The sequence below is a fragment of the Clostridium lapidicellarium genome (assembly GCF_041224415.1).
Taxonomy (GTDB): Bacteria; Bacillota; Clostridia; order Clostridiales; family Clostridiaceae; genus Clostridium_B; species Clostridium_B lapidicellarium.
Genome location: NZ_JBGFFE010000002.1, coordinates 113,394 through 134,195, shown reverse-complemented (window position 1 = coordinate 134,195; position 20,802 = coordinate 113,394). Strand labels below are relative to the sequence as shown.

The window sequence follows — 20,802 nt, the reverse complement described above, 5'->3', positions numbered from 1 at the left end:
CTTAAATTGTTGGTTTTAAGCCGAAGACTTCCTGGAAAAAGTTTGCTTTACCATTAAAAGCCCATTCTTCAAGGCTTATGTCTTTTTTTGATGCTATATTGAAAAATAATGTATCGCTGCTTCTTGTAAGTTTTATATCCGTTATTTTCTGCAGATGGGATGTATCAAGTGCTTCGGATAATTTTAAAATGGCGGACAGCATGGATGTAATCATCTTGTCTTTGGAATTTAAGATCGAATAATTATAATCTGTTTCTTTTGGTATTATGTCCCAGTGATATTTGGCTATGCTGGCTATTATGTTCAATTCCCTGTATGAAAATCCCATTATGTCCTGATTTATTATTATATTGTAGGATTGAATTTCAGGGTTTACTGTATCTATGAATTGCCCTACATCATGCAGCTTGCTGGATACCTGAAGGTACAGCCTTTCCGGTTCCCCCATCTTGTGAATTCTTGAAGTCTGATCAAATATTGAGAGTGCGATTTTTCCCACATAATCCGAGTGAGTTTTGTCAATACCATATTTTTTGGCAATGTGATCTGTGGAGCTTAAAATATCATCTGTGAGCATTATCCTGCGCGGCAGATTGTAGATGTTATCCGAAAGATCCTGGAGTACTCCGAGCCTTAAAGTTATATCGGGATTGTATATCACATCCGTATTTGCCATTTCAAGAAAACAATTAAACAGGAGTACTGTGGGGAGCAGAAGTTTTATTTTCTGGGTACTTATTTTGTATTTAAAAATTATTTGTTCTTCCGTCATGCCTTTGATTTCATTGTACAGCGATTTGAAATCTTTTTTAAGTATCACATTCTTCATTTTGGAATTATTGCCCCGGAGATTGATTAGATTCACAATTGTATGTATTTCGCCTCCAATTATTATGAGATTTTCTATTTTCAAATGCTTTGTATTGGACCTTATCCAGTACAGCTTGCTCTCTATGTATTCTGTCATTAAATTGGAAAAGTCCAGTATTTTATTTTCCAGTCCTATAAAAGTCTCTTTCAACCTGAGGGATCCTGCTTGAATGTGCTCCGTAAATTTCAACTTGTTATTTTCAAAGATCGAGGCTTCTACCGAACCCGTTGTTATACTTATCACCAATGTGGTTTTTTTATCAAAGAAATTGAATTCAGATATATTGTATTTTAGGGCTTTCATCATGTAGAAACGCTCTTGTGATACATTTATATCTTCTATTTTTATTCCCGTTCTTAATTTTACCTGCTCTAAAATATACTGCTTGTTTTCAGCTTCCCGTATTCCGCTGGTGCATACGGCCTTGCAATTTCTTATTTTATAATCCTTCATCACCTGTGTGAAGCCTTTTATGTCATTGCAGGTATTGTGAATGGTATCTACAGATATCCTACCTTTTGAGAAGGTATCTCTTCCTATATTTGTAGGTTTGATTAGATCTTCTAGAATATTGATGCGGCCGCCGGGATCTATATCGGCGATACTCATTCTCAAATAATTGGAACCTGCATCTATGGCTGTTACCGTCTGTGAGGATTTAGTATTTTTCATTTGAATCAACTCCAATGCAAATTTTAAAGTCTGGCATCTATATATTATAGACAATTAAATTATACTTTATTAAGGGTGGGGAATACCTTGATCTTAACAAGATTTTAACATGCAAATAACATAAGCTTAAAGGTAGTTGCAAATATTTGTTAAATATTTTTGAAACTTATATAGTATAATAAATATATTATATTGGTTATAATTTTATATAAGGAGACGAGTTATGAAAAAGTTAGCTGTAATAGACATTGGTTCTAATTCCATGAGACTTCTTATTGTAAAAGTCATTAATGGGAGAAATTATCAGCTCGTGGATGAATTGAAATCCATAGTAAGGCTTGGAAGGGATATGACAGCTGAAGGGGCCATAGATGAAAAAAAGATTGAAGCGGCAATTATTACGTTGTCCCATTTTAAAAGGCTGTGCAGTTCATATGATGTGACCGAAATAACAGCAGTTGCAACAGAGGCAGTACGAAGGGCCTCCAATCAAAAGGAGTTTATAAGCAGGGTAAAAGAGGAAATAGGAATTGACATAAGGGTACTTTCAGGGAATGAGGAAGCGTATTTTGATTACCTTGCAGTGGTCAACAGCATTGACGTTGACTCTGCTCTTTTAATGGATATAGGTGGAAGCAGCACTGAATTCATACTGGTTAAAAACAGAAAGATGGAAGAATGTATAAGTATTCCGATGGGTGCTATTACCCTAACTGATAAATTTTTATCATTTAAAGGGAACAAACAGAAAAAATTAAAAGAACTGGAATCTTTCCTGGTGTCTAGTTTTGACGGGATAAAATGGCTTAAAAAAGCTGAGGGCATGACACTTGTAGGTATTGGAGGAAGCCAGAGGACTGTTGCTAAAATACATAGAAACAAAATCAATTATCCTTTTAGTAATTCTCATAATTATATGATCTCTTCCAAAGATGTTGCAAATATTTATAATTCTTTAAAAGATATGGAAATTTCTCAATACAGGAAAGTTAAGGGAATATCCAAAGACAGGGCGGATATATTCATAGGTGCTATCTGCTGCATAGCCGGTGTAGTGAAATACTGCAGCACTGATAAACTGTGTATCAGTGAAAATGGATTGAGACAGGGGATAATCTACAGCAAACTTATAAAAAATTATCCTCCCCTTGTCGAGAACATACTTAATTTTTCCCTGAGCAATATAGTCAATAATTATGGGCTGCCAAAAGATCATTTGAAGCTGGTGTGGCATTTTGCCGAGAAATTGTGTTCGGCTTTTTCAGATGTATTACCTATGAAAGACGATGATTATAAAGTATTAAAATCTGCAATTATGCTGAGCGACTGTGGAATTTCACTGGGTTTCGGCAGCCAGAGAAAATATTCTTTCTATATTATTAAAAATCTGAAGATATACGGACTCACTCACAGGGAACAGATAATGGCAGCTTTTGTTGTGTCTGACTTTGAAGAGAGCAAAATTAAAAAGTCTGATTATTTTGGAAAAATTTTGGATACCAAGGATGTTGGAATGATAAAAAAATTATCCCTGATATTTTATATTTCAAGATCACTTGACAGGGCCTACGACGGCAATGTGACGGATATAGACATCAGGAGTGAAAAGGAAAAAATCATTTTGAATATAATTTCAAAGAGAGAGTCTCAACTGGAGATAGGTATGATTGACGAGTGCAAAGATTATTTTTACAAGGTATTTGGCAAAGTTCTTCTGGTAAAATGAGTTCATAGCAGATGAAATACTGTCATATTATATTTAGTGTATAAATTAAATGAAAGGATTTTTATATGCTCAATATATATGATTATATGAAGATTGGCGATGTGCTAAAAACAGCAGAAAAGTACAATGTGAAGAATATTATGGAACATGAGATCAAAGTGGAGAATTTTGCTGTACGAATATATGATGTAATGAATAAAAATTCTTATTTAAGGGGAACCTTTGGAAGTCTTTTGAGCTGCAGTGCAATTTTGCATGACGTAGGATGTTTTATAAACAAGACAAATCACCAGCGGCATACCAAATATATAATATTGCAGGAGGAGAATTTTAAGAATGTCCCCTGGGAGTTGAGGCATTGCTTGTCCATAGTTGCAGGAAGCCACAGGAAGGATTTGGATTGTGATATTGGCCTGTATGAGGGGGCAAGAAAGAGAAAACTCTTAGAACTGATAGCTATTCTCAGGGTATCTGATGCCCTGGATCATACACATAAATTAAATACTTCCATTGAAAATATAGATTTAAAAGAAAAATGTTTATACATTGATATGAGGGGAAATAATCTGGAAAAAATATTTTTGAAGCTGAATGATAAATCTAATCTGTTCGAAAAAATATTTTCTGTAAAGGTCAGGGCGAGAGAGGTATAAAGTTATAATTTATTATAATTTTAATATAAATAGTATAGTTGAATGTATCATGAATTTTGGGCAGGGTGATAAGCATGTCCCATAGAAAGATAATTGAAGAGTACTATTGTGATGTAAACAACCTGACGGATTTATTGTCTAAATTGACCAATTGCTACAGACTTCTTATAGGGGGAGCAGGAGAACTGAATTCCATAGCTTCCGCCCATAAAAAGGAAATAAAGGATGCCCTTCATAGAGTGGATAAGTTAGGCGATGTGATTGACAAACTTATAGGTGTTATAGATAAATCTACTGCGGAGTATGAACAATACTGTAAAATGAGAACTGAAATCATCAGCGGAAAGATGAAAGCCCAGTATATAGAAACCGAAATAGATGAAGAGCTGTTTTTGAATAATTTAGATGAAGTGTATGATGAGAATACAAAAGAAGAATAAGCCATACACCTATTCTTCTCTATAATGAATATCAAAAGTTAAAATTTTTTAAACCTATGTTTGCTCACCATAAGGTAGGAAAGACCTATTAAAAGTAAGATTGTAACTTCCTGAGGAAGAGGATGTCTCAATGTAATCAGACAGTAAAGTGCCATGAACATACCTGCAAAAGTTATTGGAATACCAAAGAATTGTCCGTCAAACTCAGTTACATTATATCTTGCCAGCCTGTACGCACCACATATTGGAAGCAGTAATACCAGTACATAACCCAATAAACCCATGGTGAAAAAATTATAGAGATTGAAAGCAAGAACTGAAGGTGCTACACCAAAAGAAACTAGATCCGCCAGTGAATCAAGCTCTTTACCCAAATCACTGGATGCTTTTAGGAATCTTGCAACTCTTCCATCGTATCTATCAGCTAAACACGCCAGCAGTATAAATGAGCCGGCCAATATATATTTTCCTTCAAAGGACATCAGTAAAGATATTATACCACAGCTAAGGTTGGCAAGCGTAAATGCATTTGGAACAGTACTTTTAGCTATTTTGATTTTAACCATAAATGGTTCACTCCTTAAATATCATAAATTTATTTTATAGAAATTTTATTGTTTAAATTGAGTAAAAAGTATATAATTACATAAGCTAATTATAACTCATTTCATAAAAATAGTTAAGTAAATAATTCTTTTTTATTGGAAATTTATAAATTTTTATTAAAAGTGTGTTTTCAAATTTTAATTTGGCTTTAAAGTATTTATAAAAAAGGATAGTCGGGAATTCATGAAGATTAATGATAAAAATATTGTAAAATTTATAATATTTGCCCTTTTGGTTTTATGCATCCTGATATTATTGTTTATCTATAAAGATAAAATATTCAATATAGATGTGTATAAAATTAAAAGTTATATACAAAGCTATGGGAAATTTTCTGCCATTATGTTCGTTGTCATGTATACATTAAGACCATTGCTGATTGTATTCCCGGCATCACTTATGTCCATTATTGCCGGAAACATATTTAATCCCCATATAGCTGTTTTGCTGAGTATGATTGGATGTTTTGGATCTGCTACCGTAGCTTTCCTATTGTCAAGATTTTTAGGACGCTCTTTTGTAAACAGGATTTTAAGGGGAAAGGCTTTGATATTGGACAAAAATATAGGACAGTACGGATTTAGAATTATGACCATAATGCGGCTGTCATTTGTATTTCCATATGATCCATTGAGCTATGCGGCGGGACTTACAAAGATGAAATACAGGGATTTTATTTTTGGAACACTTTTGGGAACCCTGCCTGAGATGGTAGCCTATTCTCTTATGGGGAAAAATCTGGCAGATCCCTTTTCAGTCAAATTCATACTTCCCATAGTGGTCTTGTTTGCGATAGCCTCTTGTTCTCTGTACATACATAAGAAAAAATCCAAGGATACCAATAATTTACAGGCAAAATAACCTCTGATTTAGGACATAATATTTTATGTAATCTAAATTACAAAGGGGTGTTTATAAATGAAAGTTAAGGATATAATGACCAAATTGGTAGTTAGCTTGAATGCCGATGACACTATTGAAAGGGCAGCTGAGATTATGCGGCACAATAATATAGGGGCCGTTCCAGTATGCGATAACAATAAAATTATAGGAATTGTGACAGACAGGGACATTGCCATAAGATCCTCGGTTAAAGGCGGAGACTACAAGTCGGGAAAAGTCAGGGATATAATGTCTTCAAATCCCGTAACAGGCTCTCCGGATATGAATGTGGAAGATGCTTCCAGAGTGATGAGCGAAAGGCAGATAAGGAGAATACCTGTAGTTGAAAATGACTGCCTGGTGGGAATGGTTTCACTCGGTGATTTGGCCACTAACTCCAAGTCCAATAATCATGCCGGAGATGCACTGAGCAATATATCTAAACCAAGTATGTCCTAGAGTTATAATTTAATAATTTGTAAATAAATCCACAGGAATTATCGGTAATCTTGTGGATTTATTCCTTTAGGTGATATAATATCAGGTGATATAAGTAGAAATTTTATTAAATATAGGTATATAAATAGGAGAGTTCAATATGAATAAGGTAAAATTTATTTATAATCCATATTCGGGAGAAAATGCTATAATGTCTAACATAGATGAAGTGATCAGAATACACCAAAAATATGGATATGAACTAATTCCTTTTAGAATTAGTTTTGATGTCAACATGGAAGATGCTTTTGGGGATGTGGATGAAACCTATAAATACATATTAGTAGCAGGTGGAGACGGAACAGTTGATGCTGCAGTGAATTACATGAAAAAACTGGACATAGATATACCGATAGCTATTCTTCCAGTGGGGACTGCCAATGATTTTGCAAAATTTATAGGCATACCAGGAAATATATCTAAGGCCTGTGAGCAGATAATAAACAGCAAACCTAAGAATTTGGATTTGGGAAAGGTAAATGACAAATATTTTGTGAATGTGGCCAGCACGGGGTTATTTACAGATGTGTCGCAAAAGACCGATGTAAATTTAAAAAACACCATAGGAAAATTGGCTTACTATGTTAAAGGTCTGGAACAGCTTCATAATTTGAGGAAACTCAAAGTGAAGGTTAAATCTGAGACAGCTTTTTTTGACGGAGACATGTACCTTATGCTGGCATTCAACGGCCAAACCGCTGGAAATTTAAATCTTGCCTATAAAGCCAGAATAGATGACGGACTGTTGGATGTCATAATTGTAAAAGCCGGGGTAATGAAGGATATTATTACCCTTTTTATAAAAATGCTGAGGGGAGATCATCTGGAAAACACTGAAAGTCTCATATATTTTAAAGCTGATAAAATACAGGTAGAGTGCGATGAAGGTATAGTTACGGATATAGACGGTGAAAGGGGACCTGATTTTCCGCTTACGATAGAATGCATAAAAGGTGGAATGAAAGTTCTGGGAGTTAACATGGGCTCAAAGCCCAAGGTAAATATATAAATTTTTATTTGAAAACAGTAATATAAAGCTAGCAACATTAATAGATATAAATTAGAATGCTGTGAGAAGGAGAGTACCTGGTGTTTTATATTTATATTTGTCTGCTGCCTATTATGTTTGTAATGATTGTGAAGGGACTTGTTTGGACTAAGCTTTTACCAAGTAAAGTAAAAATCATGGCCTTCTTTATTTTGACAGCCATGATGTTCAGATATATCTGTATCCTTATTTTATTTTTGGACAACAATATAAAATATTTATATATGCTTAAGATGCCTTTTTTCCTAAATTTAATTGCCGTACCCATGATAGCGCTTACTTTGATTTATATTTTTATGAGAAGGGACAATATCAAGTTTCATTATATTTTCATATTATCTGCACTGTTATGTGTACTGTACGGCTTTACCGTATACAATTGTGGGGCCGTGGTAAAGAATGTGCAGCAGTATCCATTTGTATGGGGGTATACGATGAATTTTCCAAAAGACTCATACATATACTGGTCATATGTGCTGTTCAATACTCTGGTGCTGTTTTTTTCCCTGGGGTTCATGGGCAAAAACAATCCGAACAGATTTGGCATATATATGATGGTATTTGCTGCAGCTGTAACTTCAGCGGAATTAATAGCCTGGTTCTTGAATGTAAATATATTAGTACAGCCCATACTGGGTGATATGAGCTGGATCGCCGTTTTTATTTATGTTCTAAATAAAATCAAAAAGAGAGTCGCTTCCGGCTGATCCGCAGGAAAGATCTGCTAAGAATGCCTTTTTCCAGTCCTGGGCGGATTTTTCCGGATGAGGCATTTATGATCATTTCCTATCAGGTCTTCACGGCCTGCTGCAATCAAGGCCTCTTTTACCAGCTTGTAGTTTCTTGGAAAGGCAAATTGTAAAAGAGCCCTCTGCATGTTCTTTTCTTTCTGCTTTTTCGGAACATAGACTTTCTTGCCGGTTAGAGGATTTGTGCCAGTGTAGTACATGGTTGTGGATAAGCTTCCCGGTGTGGGATAAAAATCCTGAACCTGTTCGGGTGTGTATCCCATTTTTTTTATATAAAGTGCCAGTTCTATAGCTGCATCCAGGTCGCTGCCGGGATGGCTGGACATTAGATAGGGTACCAGGTACTGCTTCTTGTCAAGCCTTTTGTTTATCTCGAAATATTTTTTTACAAATTTGTTGTATACGTCCATTCCAGGCTTTCCCATCTGCTCCAGAACTTTGCCGTTCACATGTTCAGGAGCTACCTTCAGCTGGCCGCTTATGTGGTATTTGCATAATTCCGTGAAGAAATCTGTGTTTTTATCCTCTATCAAATAGTCATATCTTATTCCAGATCGGATAAATACCTTTTTTATGCCCGGTATTTTTCTTATTTTTTTCAATAAATTTGAATATTCCCTGTGATCTACAATGAGATTTTTACATGGAGTGGGAAATAGGCACTGCCTGTTTTTGCACACTCCCACTTTTTCCTGGATTTTGCAGGCCCTGTGCCTGAAATTTGCGGTAGGTCCCCCCACATCATGTATGTATCCCTTAAAATCATCTAATGTTGTGAGAAGTTTTGCTTCATCTATTATTGATTTTTCACTTCTGCTCTGTACAGTTCTCCCCTGGTGAAAAGTCAGGGCGCAAAATGAACAACCGCCGTAACATCCTCTATGACTGGTGATGGAAAAACGCACTTCTCTAATTGCAGGTATTCCTCCCAATTTTTTGTACACGGGATGATAGGTTCTGGTATAGGGGAGATTGTATACTATATCCATTTCTTCTTCTGTCAATGGATACTGGGGAGGGTTTTGAATGACATAGTGATCTCCATGCTTCTGTACCAGAGTTTTACCTCTTATTGCGTCCTGCTCCTGATATTCCAGCTTGAAACTTTCTCCATAGGATTTTTTATCTTCCAGTACTTTTTCAAAGGAAGGTACCTCTATGTAGTTTTTCAGACAGTTTTTATCTTTTGAGGAATACACAGTTCCCCTTATATCTTTGATATCGTGTATATCCATGCCGTATTTCAGCAGATTTGCTATCTGTACTATGGATTTTTCCCCCATTCCATATATAAGCAAATCGGATTTGGAATCTACAAGTATGCTTCTTCTTATTTTGTCACTCCAGTAATCGTAGTGGGCAAACCTTCTCAAGCTGGCCTCTATTCCTCCTATTATTATGGGGGTATCCCTGTAGGCTTCTCTAGCCCTGTTGCAGTATACTATGACTGCCCTGTCGGGTCTGTATCCAGATTTTCCTCCTGGGGAGTAAAGATCCTCATGCCTTCTTTTCCTTGAGGCAGTATAATGGTTCACCATGGAATCCATATTTCCGGAGTTAATTAAAAATGCCAGCTTTGGTTTTCCAAGCTTTTTGAAATCATCTGCACTTTTCCAGTTTGGCTGGGCTATTATTCCAACTTTAAACCCCTCCCTCTCTAAAATCCTGGATATTATTGCGGTGCCGAAGGAGGGATGGTCTACATAGGCATCTCCTGTTATGAATATAAAATCCAGTTGCTTTATGTTGTTCAATTTCATATCTTCTTTGCTGATGGGTAAAAAATTTTTATTTAGATGCAATTTACATTCTCCATTCCTGTTTTTTCTGTTGGTTTCATTATAACATAGGGAGTTAATGACTGCAGAGTTCTATTTACAGTTTATTCATTTTTTGTTCATGATTTGTTCATGACCCCCGGGGGTTGCCTGTCCACCTTGTTTTTCTCGGCATTTTCCAGTGGGTTGCCTGTCCACCTGGCGTGTTTGATGGAGGCAAGCCTGCCCATCCTGCTTTTCTCGGAACTTTTCTGCACTGATCTAACAGAAATGTCATCGACAGGGGTGACCTGACTGTACCAAAAATGAATGTTTAGTATATAATGGATGTATAGAGAAATTTAAATCAAAAAGCATGATATTTGCAATTAACATGAGTGAGGCAAGGTAAAGGGGTATTGCCGTGCAAAAAATAAATAAATTTAGCATTTGCTTATTGCATTTTGGCGAATTTGTAATATAATTATAGTATAAAAGATAATACTATGTACTTGCATTATTATGTTAGGTGAGGCTCCTATATAGACAGATGCTGATGCCCGGAAACATCGAGAGATGCCAATGGGTCAACAGATATTACCGGATTAAGGTTTTATCTAATGCAGCTGGATTAATTTTTATCTTAAGCTATATAGTGCTAAAACTCGGACGAAAAAAGTTTTAGTTTATGTGGAGAGCCGAAAGGGCTCTTTTTTAAATTTTTAATTTAGGTGGTGTAGTTAATATGGATAACGGACCTTATGGAGGTCGGTGTGACTTTTTACAAATTGCAAAATTTAATAAATATCTGCGGAGGAATATTTGAGTAAATTCCTAAACTTTAACTTTGAATAGATACTGTTTAATTTTTGGTTTGAATATTTCTCCGTAAGTTAAAGGAGGAATATTTATGAAAAAATTAACTAGTTTCTTCTTGAGCAAAGTTCTTTATAGGAAAGTCTATGATGAATTCAACGAGTACGTTGGGAAACTTGTAGATATATATGTATCTACTGATCATGGAATGCCAAGAGCTATAGGGTACAGGATAAAGGATGGCTCGGAAATATCAGATTGTGAATGCAAGAATATAGATTTTTACGAAGATAACAATAAAGTTACTATTAAAGTTGAGGGCATGAGGGGAATAATAGTTCAGAGTTATTCATACCTTTTGTCAAAACATCTTTTGGATAAGCAGATTGTGGACATAAATGGAAAAAAGCTGGTAAGAGTCAATGATTTGAGGATTGCAAAGATAGCGGGAGAGTACAGGGTTGTAGCTGTTGATACAGGTATTTTGGCTCTCGGAAGAAGATTCGGCATCGAAAATATTATAAAAAAATTTTATGGCATATTTAACAGAAAAGCAGAAGATAGTCTTATAATCTGGGACAATGTAGAAGCTCTGGATATGGTAAACAACAATTTAAAGCTTTCAGTTCCCTATAAGAAATTGTCAAAACTTCATCCTGCGGATTTGGCAGATATACTGGAAGACATGGATGTAAACTACAGGAAAAAGGTATTTGAAAATCTGGATGAAAACTTGGCGACAGATACGCTTGAGGAAATACAGCCCAAAATACAGGCGAATATTCTGGAAAATCTGAGTGAATCTAAAAGAGATGAGGTATTGTTTAACATGCCCAAGGATGAGATTGCAGATATTTTGGACGAAGTTGATGAGGATACGGCAGAAAAAATGCTTTTGAACATGAAAAAAAAAGATGCCGATGAAGTGAAGACTCTTATGAATTATAAGGAAGAAACAATTGGAAGTATTATGAAGAAAGACTTTATTTCCTTCAATATAAATATAACTGTCGATGAAACTGTTGAGCTGTTTAGAGAAATTGATCCGGAAGATGAAATTTCCTATTATGTATATATTATAGATGATAAGGAAAGACTTCAGGGAGTTGTGTCCTTAAAAAGTCTTTTGCTGTCCGACGGTAAGTCTAAATTGAAAGAAATTATGGAAAATGATGTAATTAGTGTAAATCACAATGAAAATATAAGCAAGGCTATAGAAAATTGTTCCAAGTACGATTTACTTTCCATTCCTGTAGTGAATGATGAGGAAAAATTATGCGGTATAGTGGTAATAAATGATATTGTGGAAGATGTGTTGATACCTAGTTGGAAAAAGAGGTTGAGAATGGTTGGGTAAATCTGTGGAAGTTGCTGTAGATGGCTTTCTAAAAAAATATTGCACGGGAAATGTGTTTTGACAAGGCTTGTGATTATTAAACGGGGTCTTGTTGAAACACATTTATTTTGCTTTTTATTGACTATTCCCTATGTATTTTTTATTGTATTTGTGCATAAACTATGTTCACGTAAAGGTAAATTACAAGTTTAAATACTAAAGGAGAGATGGTCATATGGGCGGAAAGTCTGTGAATTTTAAAACAAGATTGGCAATGATACTTGCCATATTGTTCACATATATATCCACTTCTTTGTTTTTACTTCCCTATGACAACGCGGTGAAAGCTATAGCATATTCCTATGGCTCTAAGGGAAACGTGGTGACACAGATACAGACAAAACTTAAAAACTGGGGATATTATAATGGAAGTGTGGACGGGGCCTATGGGTACCAGACCTACACTGCCGTAAAATATTTTCAATCCAAGAATGGTTTGACTTCCGACGGAGTGGCGGGGGATGCCACATTGGCAGCCTTGGGCATAAATGTTTCCAGTGGAAGTACTTCTTCCGGAAGTGAAAGCAGTAACCAGAGTGTAATACTTATAGCGCGCCTGATAAACGGGGAGGCGAGAGGTGAACCATATGAAGGTCAGGTTGCCGTAGGTGCTGTTGTATTAAACAGGACAAGAGATCCAAGATTTCCCTCCACTGTACCCGGGGTCATATATCAGCCGGGAGCATTTACAGCTATAGTGGACGGTCAGATACATGCAAATATGGAACAAAGTTCTATAAATGCGGCCAGAGATGCGTTAAATGGCTGGGATCCTTCTGATGGGGCCATATATTATTTCAATCCTGCAACGGCTACCAGCTCGTGGATATGGTCGAGGCCTCTCATAAAAATCATAGGAAAACACAGGTTCTGCAGATAAGTTGATGGGGCTGCGGCCTGCTCAAATGTTAAATTTATAAAAACAGATAGTCAACATACATGAAATTTCGACAGCAAACTTCAATAAAAACTGTTAATATATAGTATAAAAGTATATTTATACTTTTAACTGGTTAGATGAAAGATTTTTATTGTCATATATAAGAGATAATTTATAATCCAGCTAATCATGAACTGACATATTTTTTTGCAACTATGTGGTAATATATTTTTGAGTCAATGATATTAGCTAATAATTACAGGGGGAAATGTTTATGATAGTTGAGAATTTTAGCTTTAATAAAATAGTGGGGGATAAAAAATACGCATATTTTTACAGGATGCTTAAAAAAAGTATTTCAATTCCATGCAGAAATGAATTTATACAAGTCCAATCCTATGGGATTGAAGTTGAGAGACAGGATATATTGAATAACAAATTGGTAAATGTAGAGAGAGAGTGCATTGAAAATATAAGTCCTGAAAGGTATAAAGTACATAAGCTGTTGAAGCTGCTGTATGATCATCAGGTATCTCCTATACACCTGGTTGATGTAATTGGGGACTATGTAGATGAATATATCCTGGATTTTGATAAACAGATAAATTATATAGCTTATTAGAGAAAGGAGGAGAAATCCTCTTTTTTTGTGTGAATTTAATTTATTATATATTATATTAAATAAATAAATATAATATAAAATTTGATAATTGCTGTATAATTAAGTTATTGAATGGAGGTGTAATATTTTGATATTTGGAATTGGAGTGGATATAGTTGAAATCAGGAGGATTAAAGAAGCTATTAGTAAACATGCCAATTTTATGGACAGAATTTTTAGCAAGAATGAAATAGAATATCTCAAGAGCAGAAATTTAAGGCCTGAATTTGTAGCTGGAAGATTTGCAGCAAAGGAGGCTGTGGTAAAAGCACTTGGTACCGGATTTAGAGGATTTGACTTCAAAGAAGTGGAAATAGACAGGGCGGCTTCCGGCAAGCCTACTATAATATTGAAGGGAAAAGCCAAATTGATGGCAAATAAATGTGGAAATTATAAAATACATCTTAGTATATCACATGGTGTGGATAATGCCGTAGCATGTGCAGTGATGGAGGTGGATGAGATTGAGGATAGCACCAGTGGAGATATGCAGGAAGATAGATGATTATACTATAAATGAGCTAAAGATACCCAGTATCATTTTAATGGAAAATGCAGCTTTAAAAGTAGTTGACAATATAGATTTAAAAAACTATGACAGTTTTTGTGTAATATGTACAAAGGGGAACAACGGCGGGGACGGTTTTGCCGTGGCAAGACACCTGTACAATTTAAATAAGAAAGTTCATGTGTTTTTGGTGGGGAAAGAGGAAGGCATGAGTGAAGAATGCCGGACAAATTTTAATATACTGAAGTCCCTGCATGTTGATTTGGACAAGGTTAGCTCTTTAGAAGATATAGCAGAACTTATGGAGAGCATAGATGAAAGCCAGGTAGTTATTGACGGCATATTTGGCACGGGAATCTCTAGAAACATACGTGGAATACAGGATTCCGTCATATCATTGATAAATGAGAAGAGCAAATATACTGTATCAATTGATGTTCCTTCCGGACTTAACGGAAATACGGGAGAAACTATGGGCAACTGTGTAAAGGCCGATAAAACTGTTACATTTCAGTTGTATAAGAAGGGTTTTCTCAGATATGGGAGCGATGAATTTACGGGAGAAGTGGTAGTGGAGGATATAGGGATTCCGGAAATTGCCATTAAAAAATTTATTGGTCCCGAATTTATAATGGATAAAGATTTTGTGGGGGAAAGGTTGAAAAAGAGGAATAAACTCGGACACAAAGGCGACTACGGCAGAGTACTTGTTATAGCAGGTTCCCAGGGATTTACCGGGGCTGCTTATATATGCACCCAGGGAGCTGTAAGAAGCGGTGCAGGGCTTGTCACCTTGGGCTGCTACAAAAATATACAGCAAATACTGAGTTCAAAACTGGTAGAGGGAATGACAATACAGCTGGAAGATGATTCAAGTATGAAAAAAGCAGTGGAAAAAAGTGATGCTATTGCCATAGGACCGGGTATGGGAGCAAATGACAGGACGCTGGATATTGTTGCCAGCATTTTGAATATTCCCGGAAAAAATGTAGTTATCGATGCGGACGGTGTAAATGTATTAAAGGGAAATTTGCAGATATTGAGGGATAAGAAGTGCAAGGCAGTATTGACTCCTCATCTTGGGGAGATGGCTAGAATAACCGGATTTGATATAGGATATATAGAAAAAAACAGGATAGAGGTAGCTAAAAATTTTGCAGCTCAAAACGGCGTAATTGTTCTCCTGAAGGGATACAATACTGTTATTACAGATGGAGAGAGAGTAGCTGTGAACCCTGAGGGGAATTCATCCATGGCCTCAGGGGGTATGGGAGATTGCCTTACGGGAATTATAGCATCCTTTGCAGCCCAAAAATATGATCTCTTTGAGGCAGCTTGCATAGCTGCTTTTGTGCATGGGTATTCCGGAGAGAAATTATCCCGATACATGTTCTGTGTGAATGCCGGCCATGTTCTGAAGGAACTTCCATTTTCCATAAAAGAATTGATGCGTTAAAAAATGTAATAAAAAAATAGTAATATAAGGAGATACAGTAGAATAAATTAATAATAAAGCTCTTTAAAAACTAGGAGGACGGCGTGAAAAAGCTGCTAATAGGTATAGCTGTTGTATTTTTTGTTTTACTTACTATTTTTTTATTTCATGATAGAGATATACAGAATACGGAAAAGATAATATATTATTTAAAGGACCTGGACAGTTACAGCTGTAATGTGAATATAAAGATAAAGAATGATAAACAGCAGATAAGTTACAGCGGCAGGCAGTACTATGACAGTAGATATGGAGAGAGGTTTGATCTGGACAGGGACAGAGTAATTGTATACAGTGGAAACAGGATATTTGTCAAGAATACTGACAACAGTGATAAATACAGTATGAAAAAGAATTTTAACAGCCTGTTTAAATTTTGTTTTATAGGAGAATATATATCACTGCTGTATACTAACGAGAAGATCGATAATTCTTTCAAAAAGATAAATGATCTCCAATATCAGGTTGTACATTTGGACATACCTGGTAATAATAAAAATATAAACAGGGCTGAGTTGTATATAGATTTGAAACACAATATTCCCACTTACCTGAAAATATTTGATTCCACCGGCAGAAACAGGATAGAAGTGGAATATACCGACTTTAAAGCAAATGTGGAAATGAATGCGGATATTTTTAAAATAAATTGATATTGAAGTAATTGTACTCACAATATTTGCTGAAATGGTATATAATTAAATCAATGTATTAAAATTATTTATTTTCTTTCAATTATATGTAGAGGTGATGTATAGATGTTTAGAAATTATAGACCGGTGTGGGAGGAAGTTAATTTAGATAATCTTACATATAACATAGGTCAAATAAAATCAAAAGTGGGCGATAGGCAATTAATAGGAGTGGTGAAGGCTGATGCCTACGGACACGGGGCAGTTGAGGTTTCACAGGTTCTTCTTGAAAATGGAGTGGAAAGGCTGGCAGTGGCTGTTCTGGATGAAGCCGTAGAGCTTAGGCAAAATGGGATAAAGTCACCTATAATGATACTTGGCATAGTGCCGCATACGCTTATTGATGATGTCGTGGATTATGACGTGGAGTCCATAGCTCCTTCCTATGAATATGCATGTCAGCTGTCTAGGGCGGCTGCAGATAAGGGAAAGATTGCCAGGATACACATTGCTGTGGATACTGGTATGGGTAGAATAGGATTTTTGATAAATGATAACAGCGTAGATGAAATTTACAAGATAAGCCAGCTGCCCAATATAGAAATACAAAGCTTGTTTTCACATTTTGCTACTGCAGATGAACTGGATAAAACCTATTCTGGCGAACAGTTTGAAAAATATAAGCTGTTTTATAAAAAACTACTGGACAGGAATATAAAGATAAATATGAGGGATATAGCTAACAGTGCTGCCATAATGGAACTGCCTGACACCTATTGTGATGCCTGCAGACCCGGAATAATAATCTATGGTTATTATCCTTCCTCTGAAGTGGACAAGAATCAGCTGAGTGTAAAGCCTCTCATGACTTTGAAAGCCAATGTTGTTCATGTAAAGACACTGGAAACTGGACAGTATGTAGGTTATGGAAGAAAATTTAAAGCCGGAAGAAAAAGTGTGATTGCTACTTTGCCGGTAGGATATGCAGATGGTTACACCAGGAGATTATTTGGAAAGGCGAAAGTCATAATAAATGGGAAATTTGCTCCTGTAGTTGGAAACATATGCATGGATCAGTGCATGGTTGATGTTACCGATGTGGGAGATGTCAATCCAGGGGATGAAGTTATTCTTATGGGGGAGAAAGATGGACTCAAATTTGATGCTGAGGATATAGCCAGAATCCTCGGAACTATAAGCTATGAAGTGCTCTGTATGGTGAGCAAGAGAGTACCAAGAGTGTATGTAAAAAATGGGAAAGTGGTAAAAGTTAAGAATTATCTGATCAGATAATTTTGATGGTAGATGTTTGTCTGCTTACTATTCTGGTAAGCAGGCGATATTGGCAATTCTGTCATATGCTTTTTTGACTGATTGAAAATAATAATTTGCTTGAGTTTTAGGTGAAAATTACATATGGAAATTTATACGGTGCATTTGCAAAAACCTTTTATTGTAAATTAATAATTATGTAGTATATTTACATACAATGATTTCATATATGACAATATTGTGAATATAAATTTAAAAATTGGTATAATATAATAATATGTGAATTACATAATTATTTGGATTGGTTAATGCCTGATTAATATTGATTTTTCCAATAAAATATAAAGATTGATACATACAATATTAAATTAATATCTATTGATTTTTACATATAAATTATAATAAGCTTAAATGAAGATATTTGAAGAGCTGTATTAGAATAATTATAGAGATAAAGACTCCCGTGTAAAAAAATACAAGCGTAGGACAATGAATTTTTTTTTGACAGAGCTGCGGATTTGGTACTATAATGAGCTTGTATATATTTTGCTTAGGGTAATAGGAGGTATTAATTTGTATATGTCAAATTCTAAAAGATTAGTAATAGACCTCTCAGAAACACTATATAATGAATTTAATAAAGCACTTAAGGAAGATTGCAAAAAAAGGAGTGAATTTATTAGGGAAGTTATCATATTATATATTAGTGAGAAAAAAAGGCTAAATAAAATATCAGAAATGGAAAAAGGATATAGGGAAATGGCACAGCTTAATCTTGAATTTTCAGAAATGGGCTTTGCAAGTGACATAAAAGAATTAAAAGAATATGAAGCGAAGCTTTCGGAGAGTGATTTGCCAGATGACGACAATAGTGAAAAGAGGAGATATATTTTATGCTGATTTAAGCCCTGTAGTTGGGTCCGAACAAGGAGGAGTGAGGCCTGTTATTATCATACAAAATGATGTTGGTAATAAGTACAGCCCTACCGTAATTGTTGCAGCTATTACTTCCCAGATAAATAAAGCAAAACTTCCGACTCACGTGGAGATATCTTCAGAGGCCTATGGACTCAATAAGGATTCGGTTGTGTTGCTGGAACAGATAAGAACTTTAGATAAAAGAAGATTGAAAGAAAAAATTGGTCATATGACAGATAGTGATATGAAGAAAGTAGATAATGCACTTTTGGTAAGTATTGGGCTCCAATAGTTTTACAGTTGAACTCAATAGCTTATAATTCCCTATAATTTTAATTTTAACGGAGAACCTGGATGTTCAGGTTTTGTTGTTGATTATAAGCCCCGGTGTTTTAAACACAGGGGTGAAGTTTTATACTGATTTATATAGTTAGTTCAAAAAGTGAAATTTTGTATTTTGTGGTAGAATAAAATTGAAGTTTTTATTAGGAGCATAGGAGGTAAAAATTGTGAAAAAAAACATAGATGAACTTAAAAAAATTGCTTCAAACATAAGAAAAGATATAATCAAAATGTTGACGAAAGCGGGTTCAGGTCATCCGGGAGGTTCATTATCTGCAGTGGAAATTTTAACTACACTATATTTTTATGAAATGAATATTGATCCTGAAAATACTAGAGATTTGGACAGGGATAGATTTGTATTATCGAAAGGACATGCAGCCCCGGTGCTGTACAGCACTCTTGCCAGAAGAGGGTATTTTGGCCTGGAAGAACTTAAAACTCTTAGGAAACTTGGATCCATGCTTCAGGGACATCCTAATATGAATGAAGTTCCGGGAGTCGATATGTCTACGGGTTCTCTAGGACAGGGAATATCTGCAGCTGTTGGAATGGCTCTTGGGGGCAAGATTGATAAGAGAAATTATAGGGTTTATACACTGCTTGGAGATGGAGAACTGGAAGAGGGTGAAGTTTGGGAAGCTTCTATGGCCGCAGCCCATTATAAACTTGATAATTTGACGGCTTTTATAGATGCAAACGGACTTCAGATAGACGGTACCTGTGAAGAGGTTATGTCTGCCTATCCTATTGGGGAAAAATTTAAAGCCTTCAGGTGGCATGTTATAGAAGTGGACGGACACGATTTTGAGCAGATTATAGATGCTATTGAAGAGGCAAAATCGACTGAGGGCAGTCCCACTGTTATAATTTGTAAAACCATTAAGGGAAAAGGGGTGTCCTTTATGGAGAACCAGGTAGGATGGCACGGTTCTGCACCTAATATAGATCAGTGTGAGAGAGCACTAAAAGATATAGGAGATGAAGAGTAATGTTGAATAAAATAGCAACCCGGGAGGCTTATGGAAAAGCACTTGTAGAATTGGGAGCTGAAAATGAAAAAATAGTGGTCTTTGATGCAGATCTTTCAAAATCAACCAAAACCGCTGAATTTAAGAAAGTCTATCCTGAGAGGTTTATGGATATGGGAATAGCAGAGGCCAACATGATGGCTGTGGCAGCTGGAATATCCACCTGTGACAAAATACCTTTTGTAAGCACTTTTGCAATATTTGCTACGGGAAGGGCATTTGAGCAGATAAGGAACTCAATATGTTATCCGAATTTAAACGTTAAGATATGTGCTACTCATGCAGGGCTTACTGTTGGTGAAGATGGAGCTTCGCACCAGTCCGTAGAAGATATATCTCTTATGAGAAGTATTCCAAATATGACAGTTATTTGTCCAAGTGATGCAGTTGAAGCGGAAGCTGCAGTTAAAGCTGTAGCCAGTATAAAAGGCCCCTGTTATGTAAGACTTGGGAGATCCAAGGTCTCCATTATAAATGACAGCAGGAATTATAACTTTGAAATAGGAAAGGCCATAAAGATGCGGGAAGGAAAAGATGCGGCAATAATTGCCACCGGAATAATGGTAGATGCTGCACTGGAAGCATACAATACCCTGGCTGAAGAGGGAATAAAGGTGTCAGTTTTAAATGTACATACGATAAAACCGATAGATAAAGAGGCAATAGTTGATATTGCAAGAAAAACGGGAGTGGTTATAACTGCAGAAGAGCACAGCATTATAGGTGGGCTTGGCTCTGCTGTATGCGAGGTATTAAGTGAAAATTCGCCCACACCGGTTATAAGAGTGGGAATTAAAGATACTTTTGGAGAGAGTGGAAAACCGGATGAGCTTCTAAAAGCCTATGGACTGACGGGTGACGATATAGTCAAGGCTGTTAAAAAGGGAATGTCCCTAAAATAAATCTGAGCAAAGAAGAGGTGTTTTACTGGAAAGCACCTCTTCTTTGA

Annotated in this window: 21 protein-coding genes and 1 riboswitch; of the genes, 18 read left to right on the top strand and 3 right to left on the bottom strand. The window is 35.8% G+C overall.

The features are described from left to right. Position 1: 1 nt before the first annotated feature. A complete protein-coding gene (locus AB8S09_RS02670) occupies positions 2-1,543 on the bottom strand; it encodes a Ppx/GppA phosphatase family protein (protein WP_294181147.1) in 1,542 nt (513 codons plus the stop codon). Between the two features lie 223 nt (positions 1,544-1,766). On the opposite strand from AB8S09_RS02670, the gene ppx reads away from it, so the two are divergent. The 3 genes from ppx (at position 1,767) to AB8S09_RS02655 (ending at position 4,362) form a co-directional block, all read left to right on the top strand. Beyond that, positions 1,767-3,269 carry an exopolyphosphatase gene (gene ppx, locus AB8S09_RS02665; RefSeq protein ID WP_369868457.1) on the top strand — a complete coding sequence of 501 codons (1,503 nt, stop codon included), beginning with the start codon at positions 1,767-1,769 and terminating at the stop codon, positions 3,267-3,269. A gap of 86 nt (positions 3,270-3,355) precedes the next feature. Further along, positions 3,356-3,922, top strand: coding sequence for a hypothetical protein (locus AB8S09_RS02660; RefSeq protein WP_369868456.1), 567 nt, complete (start codon positions 3,356-3,358; stop codon positions 3,920-3,922). A 65-nt stretch (positions 3,923-3,987) separates the two neighbouring features. Continuing rightward, the gene (locus AB8S09_RS02655) at positions 3,988-4,362 is read left to right on the top strand and encodes a hypothetical protein (RefSeq protein ID WP_369868498.1); all 375 of its coding nucleotides are present in this window, start codon (positions 3,988-3,990) and stop codon (positions 4,360-4,362) included. Between the two features lie 38 nt (positions 4,363-4,400). Here the strand turns inward: AB8S09_RS02655 and pssA are convergent, their stop codons facing one another. Next, complete coding sequence (gene pssA, locus AB8S09_RS02650; protein WP_294181139.1) at positions 4,401-4,928, bottom strand: CDP-diacylglycerol--serine O-phosphatidyltransferase; 528 nt, start codon at positions 4,926-4,928, stop codon at positions 4,401-4,403. Positions 4,929-5,151: 223 nt separating this feature from the next. Here pssA and AB8S09_RS02645 point away from each other — a divergent pair, with 223 nt between their 5' ends. The 4 genes from AB8S09_RS02645 to AB8S09_RS02630 all read left to right on the top strand — a co-directional run bounded on the left by AB8S09_RS02645 (position 5,152) and on the right by AB8S09_RS02630 (position 8,103). Beyond that, positions 5,152-5,829 (top strand): TVP38/TMEM64 family protein, encoded by a 678-nt coding sequence (locus AB8S09_RS02645; protein WP_294181137.1) that lies wholly within the window; start codon positions 5,152-5,154, stop codon positions 5,827-5,829. A gap of 57 nt (positions 5,830-5,886) precedes the next feature. Then, on the top strand, positions 5,887-6,309 hold the full coding sequence (locus AB8S09_RS02640; RefSeq protein ID WP_294181135.1) for a CBS domain-containing protein: 423 nt from the start codon (positions 5,887-5,889) through the stop codon (positions 6,307-6,309). Between the two features lie 139 nt (positions 6,310-6,448). Then, a complete protein-coding gene (locus AB8S09_RS02635) occupies positions 6,449-7,357 on the top strand; it encodes a YegS/Rv2252/BmrU family lipid kinase (RefSeq protein WP_294181133.1) in 909 nt (302 codons plus the stop codon). 80 nt (positions 7,358-7,437) lie between these two features. Next, the gene (locus AB8S09_RS02630) at positions 7,438-8,103 is read left to right on the top strand and encodes a hypothetical protein (RefSeq protein WP_294181131.1); all 666 of its coding nucleotides are present in this window, start codon (positions 7,438-7,440) and stop codon (positions 8,101-8,103) included. A 17-nt stretch (positions 8,104-8,120) separates the two neighbouring features. Here the strand turns inward: AB8S09_RS02630 and AB8S09_RS02625 are convergent, their stop codons facing one another. After that, positions 8,121-9,947 carry a YgiQ family radical SAM protein gene (locus AB8S09_RS02625; RefSeq protein ID WP_369868455.1) on the bottom strand — a complete coding sequence of 609 codons (1,827 nt, stop codon included), beginning with the start codon at positions 9,945-9,947 and terminating at the stop codon, positions 8,121-8,123. Between the two features lie 469 nt (positions 9,948-10,416). After that, a riboswitch (M-box (ykoK) riboswitch) is annotated at positions 10,417-10,587 on the top strand. A 225-nt stretch (positions 10,588-10,812) separates the two neighbouring features. Here AB8S09_RS02625 and AB8S09_RS02620 point away from each other — a divergent pair. The 11 genes from AB8S09_RS02620 to AB8S09_RS02570 all read left to right on the top strand — a co-directional run bounded on the left by AB8S09_RS02620 (position 10,813) and on the right by AB8S09_RS02570 (position 20,755). Continuing rightward, positions 10,813-12,075 (top strand): magnesium transporter MgtE N-terminal domain-containing protein, encoded by a 1,263-nt coding sequence (locus tag AB8S09_RS02620; RefSeq protein ID WP_294181129.1) that lies wholly within the window; start codon positions 10,813-10,815, stop codon positions 12,073-12,075. 214 nt (positions 12,076-12,289) lie between these two features. Continuing rightward, positions 12,290-12,994 (top strand): spore cortex-lytic enzyme, encoded by a 705-nt coding sequence (sleB, locus tag AB8S09_RS02615; RefSeq protein ID WP_294181127.1) that lies wholly within the window; start codon positions 12,290-12,292, stop codon positions 12,992-12,994. A 274-nt stretch (positions 12,995-13,268) separates the two neighbouring features. Further along, positions 13,269-13,616: a DUF6514 family protein gene (locus AB8S09_RS02610; RefSeq protein ID WP_294181125.1), complete on the top strand. Its 348-nt coding sequence runs from the start codon at positions 13,269-13,271 to the stop codon at positions 13,614-13,616. 127 nt (positions 13,617-13,743) lie between these two features. After that, a complete protein-coding gene (acpS, locus tag AB8S09_RS02605; RefSeq protein WP_294181123.1) occupies positions 13,744-14,160 on the top strand; it encodes a holo-ACP synthase in 417 nt (138 codons plus the stop codon). Beyond that, entirely contained in the window at positions 14,120-15,619 is a 1,500-nt protein-coding gene (locus AB8S09_RS02600; RefSeq protein WP_369868454.1) for an NAD(P)H-hydrate dehydratase, read from the top strand. Before acpS ends, AB8S09_RS02600 begins: the two co-directional genes overlap by 41 nt. 83 nt (positions 15,620-15,702) lie before the next feature. Then, positions 15,703-16,311 (top strand): germination lipoprotein GerS-related protein, encoded by a 609-nt coding sequence (locus AB8S09_RS02595; protein ID WP_294181119.1) that lies wholly within the window; start codon positions 15,703-15,705, stop codon positions 16,309-16,311. Between the two features lie 105 nt (positions 16,312-16,416). Then, a complete protein-coding gene (gene alr, locus AB8S09_RS02590; protein WP_294181117.1) occupies positions 16,417-17,583 on the top strand; it encodes an alanine racemase in 1,167 nt (388 codons plus the stop codon). Positions 17,584-18,141: 558 nt separating this feature from the next. After that, complete coding sequence (locus tag AB8S09_RS02585) at positions 18,142-18,462, top strand: CopG family transcriptional regulator (RefSeq protein WP_294181115.1); 321 nt, start codon at positions 18,142-18,144, stop codon at positions 18,460-18,462. Then, positions 18,422-18,772 (top strand): type II toxin-antitoxin system PemK/MazF family toxin, encoded by a 351-nt coding sequence (locus AB8S09_RS02580; RefSeq protein WP_150356746.1) that lies wholly within the window; start codon positions 18,422-18,424, stop codon positions 18,770-18,772. Before AB8S09_RS02585 ends, AB8S09_RS02580 begins: the two co-directional genes overlap by 41 nt. A 217-nt stretch (positions 18,773-18,989) precedes the next feature. Next, positions 18,990-19,814: a transketolase gene (locus AB8S09_RS02575; RefSeq protein ID WP_294181103.1), complete on the top strand. Its 825-nt coding sequence runs from the start codon at positions 18,990-18,992 to the stop codon at positions 19,812-19,814. After that, positions 19,814-20,755 carry a transketolase family protein gene (locus tag AB8S09_RS02570; RefSeq protein WP_294181101.1) on the top strand — a complete coding sequence of 314 codons (942 nt, stop codon included), beginning with the start codon at positions 19,814-19,816 and terminating at the stop codon, positions 20,753-20,755. Before AB8S09_RS02575 ends, AB8S09_RS02570 begins: the two co-directional genes overlap by 1 nt. The last annotated feature ends 47 nt before the right edge of the window (positions 20,756-20,802 follow it).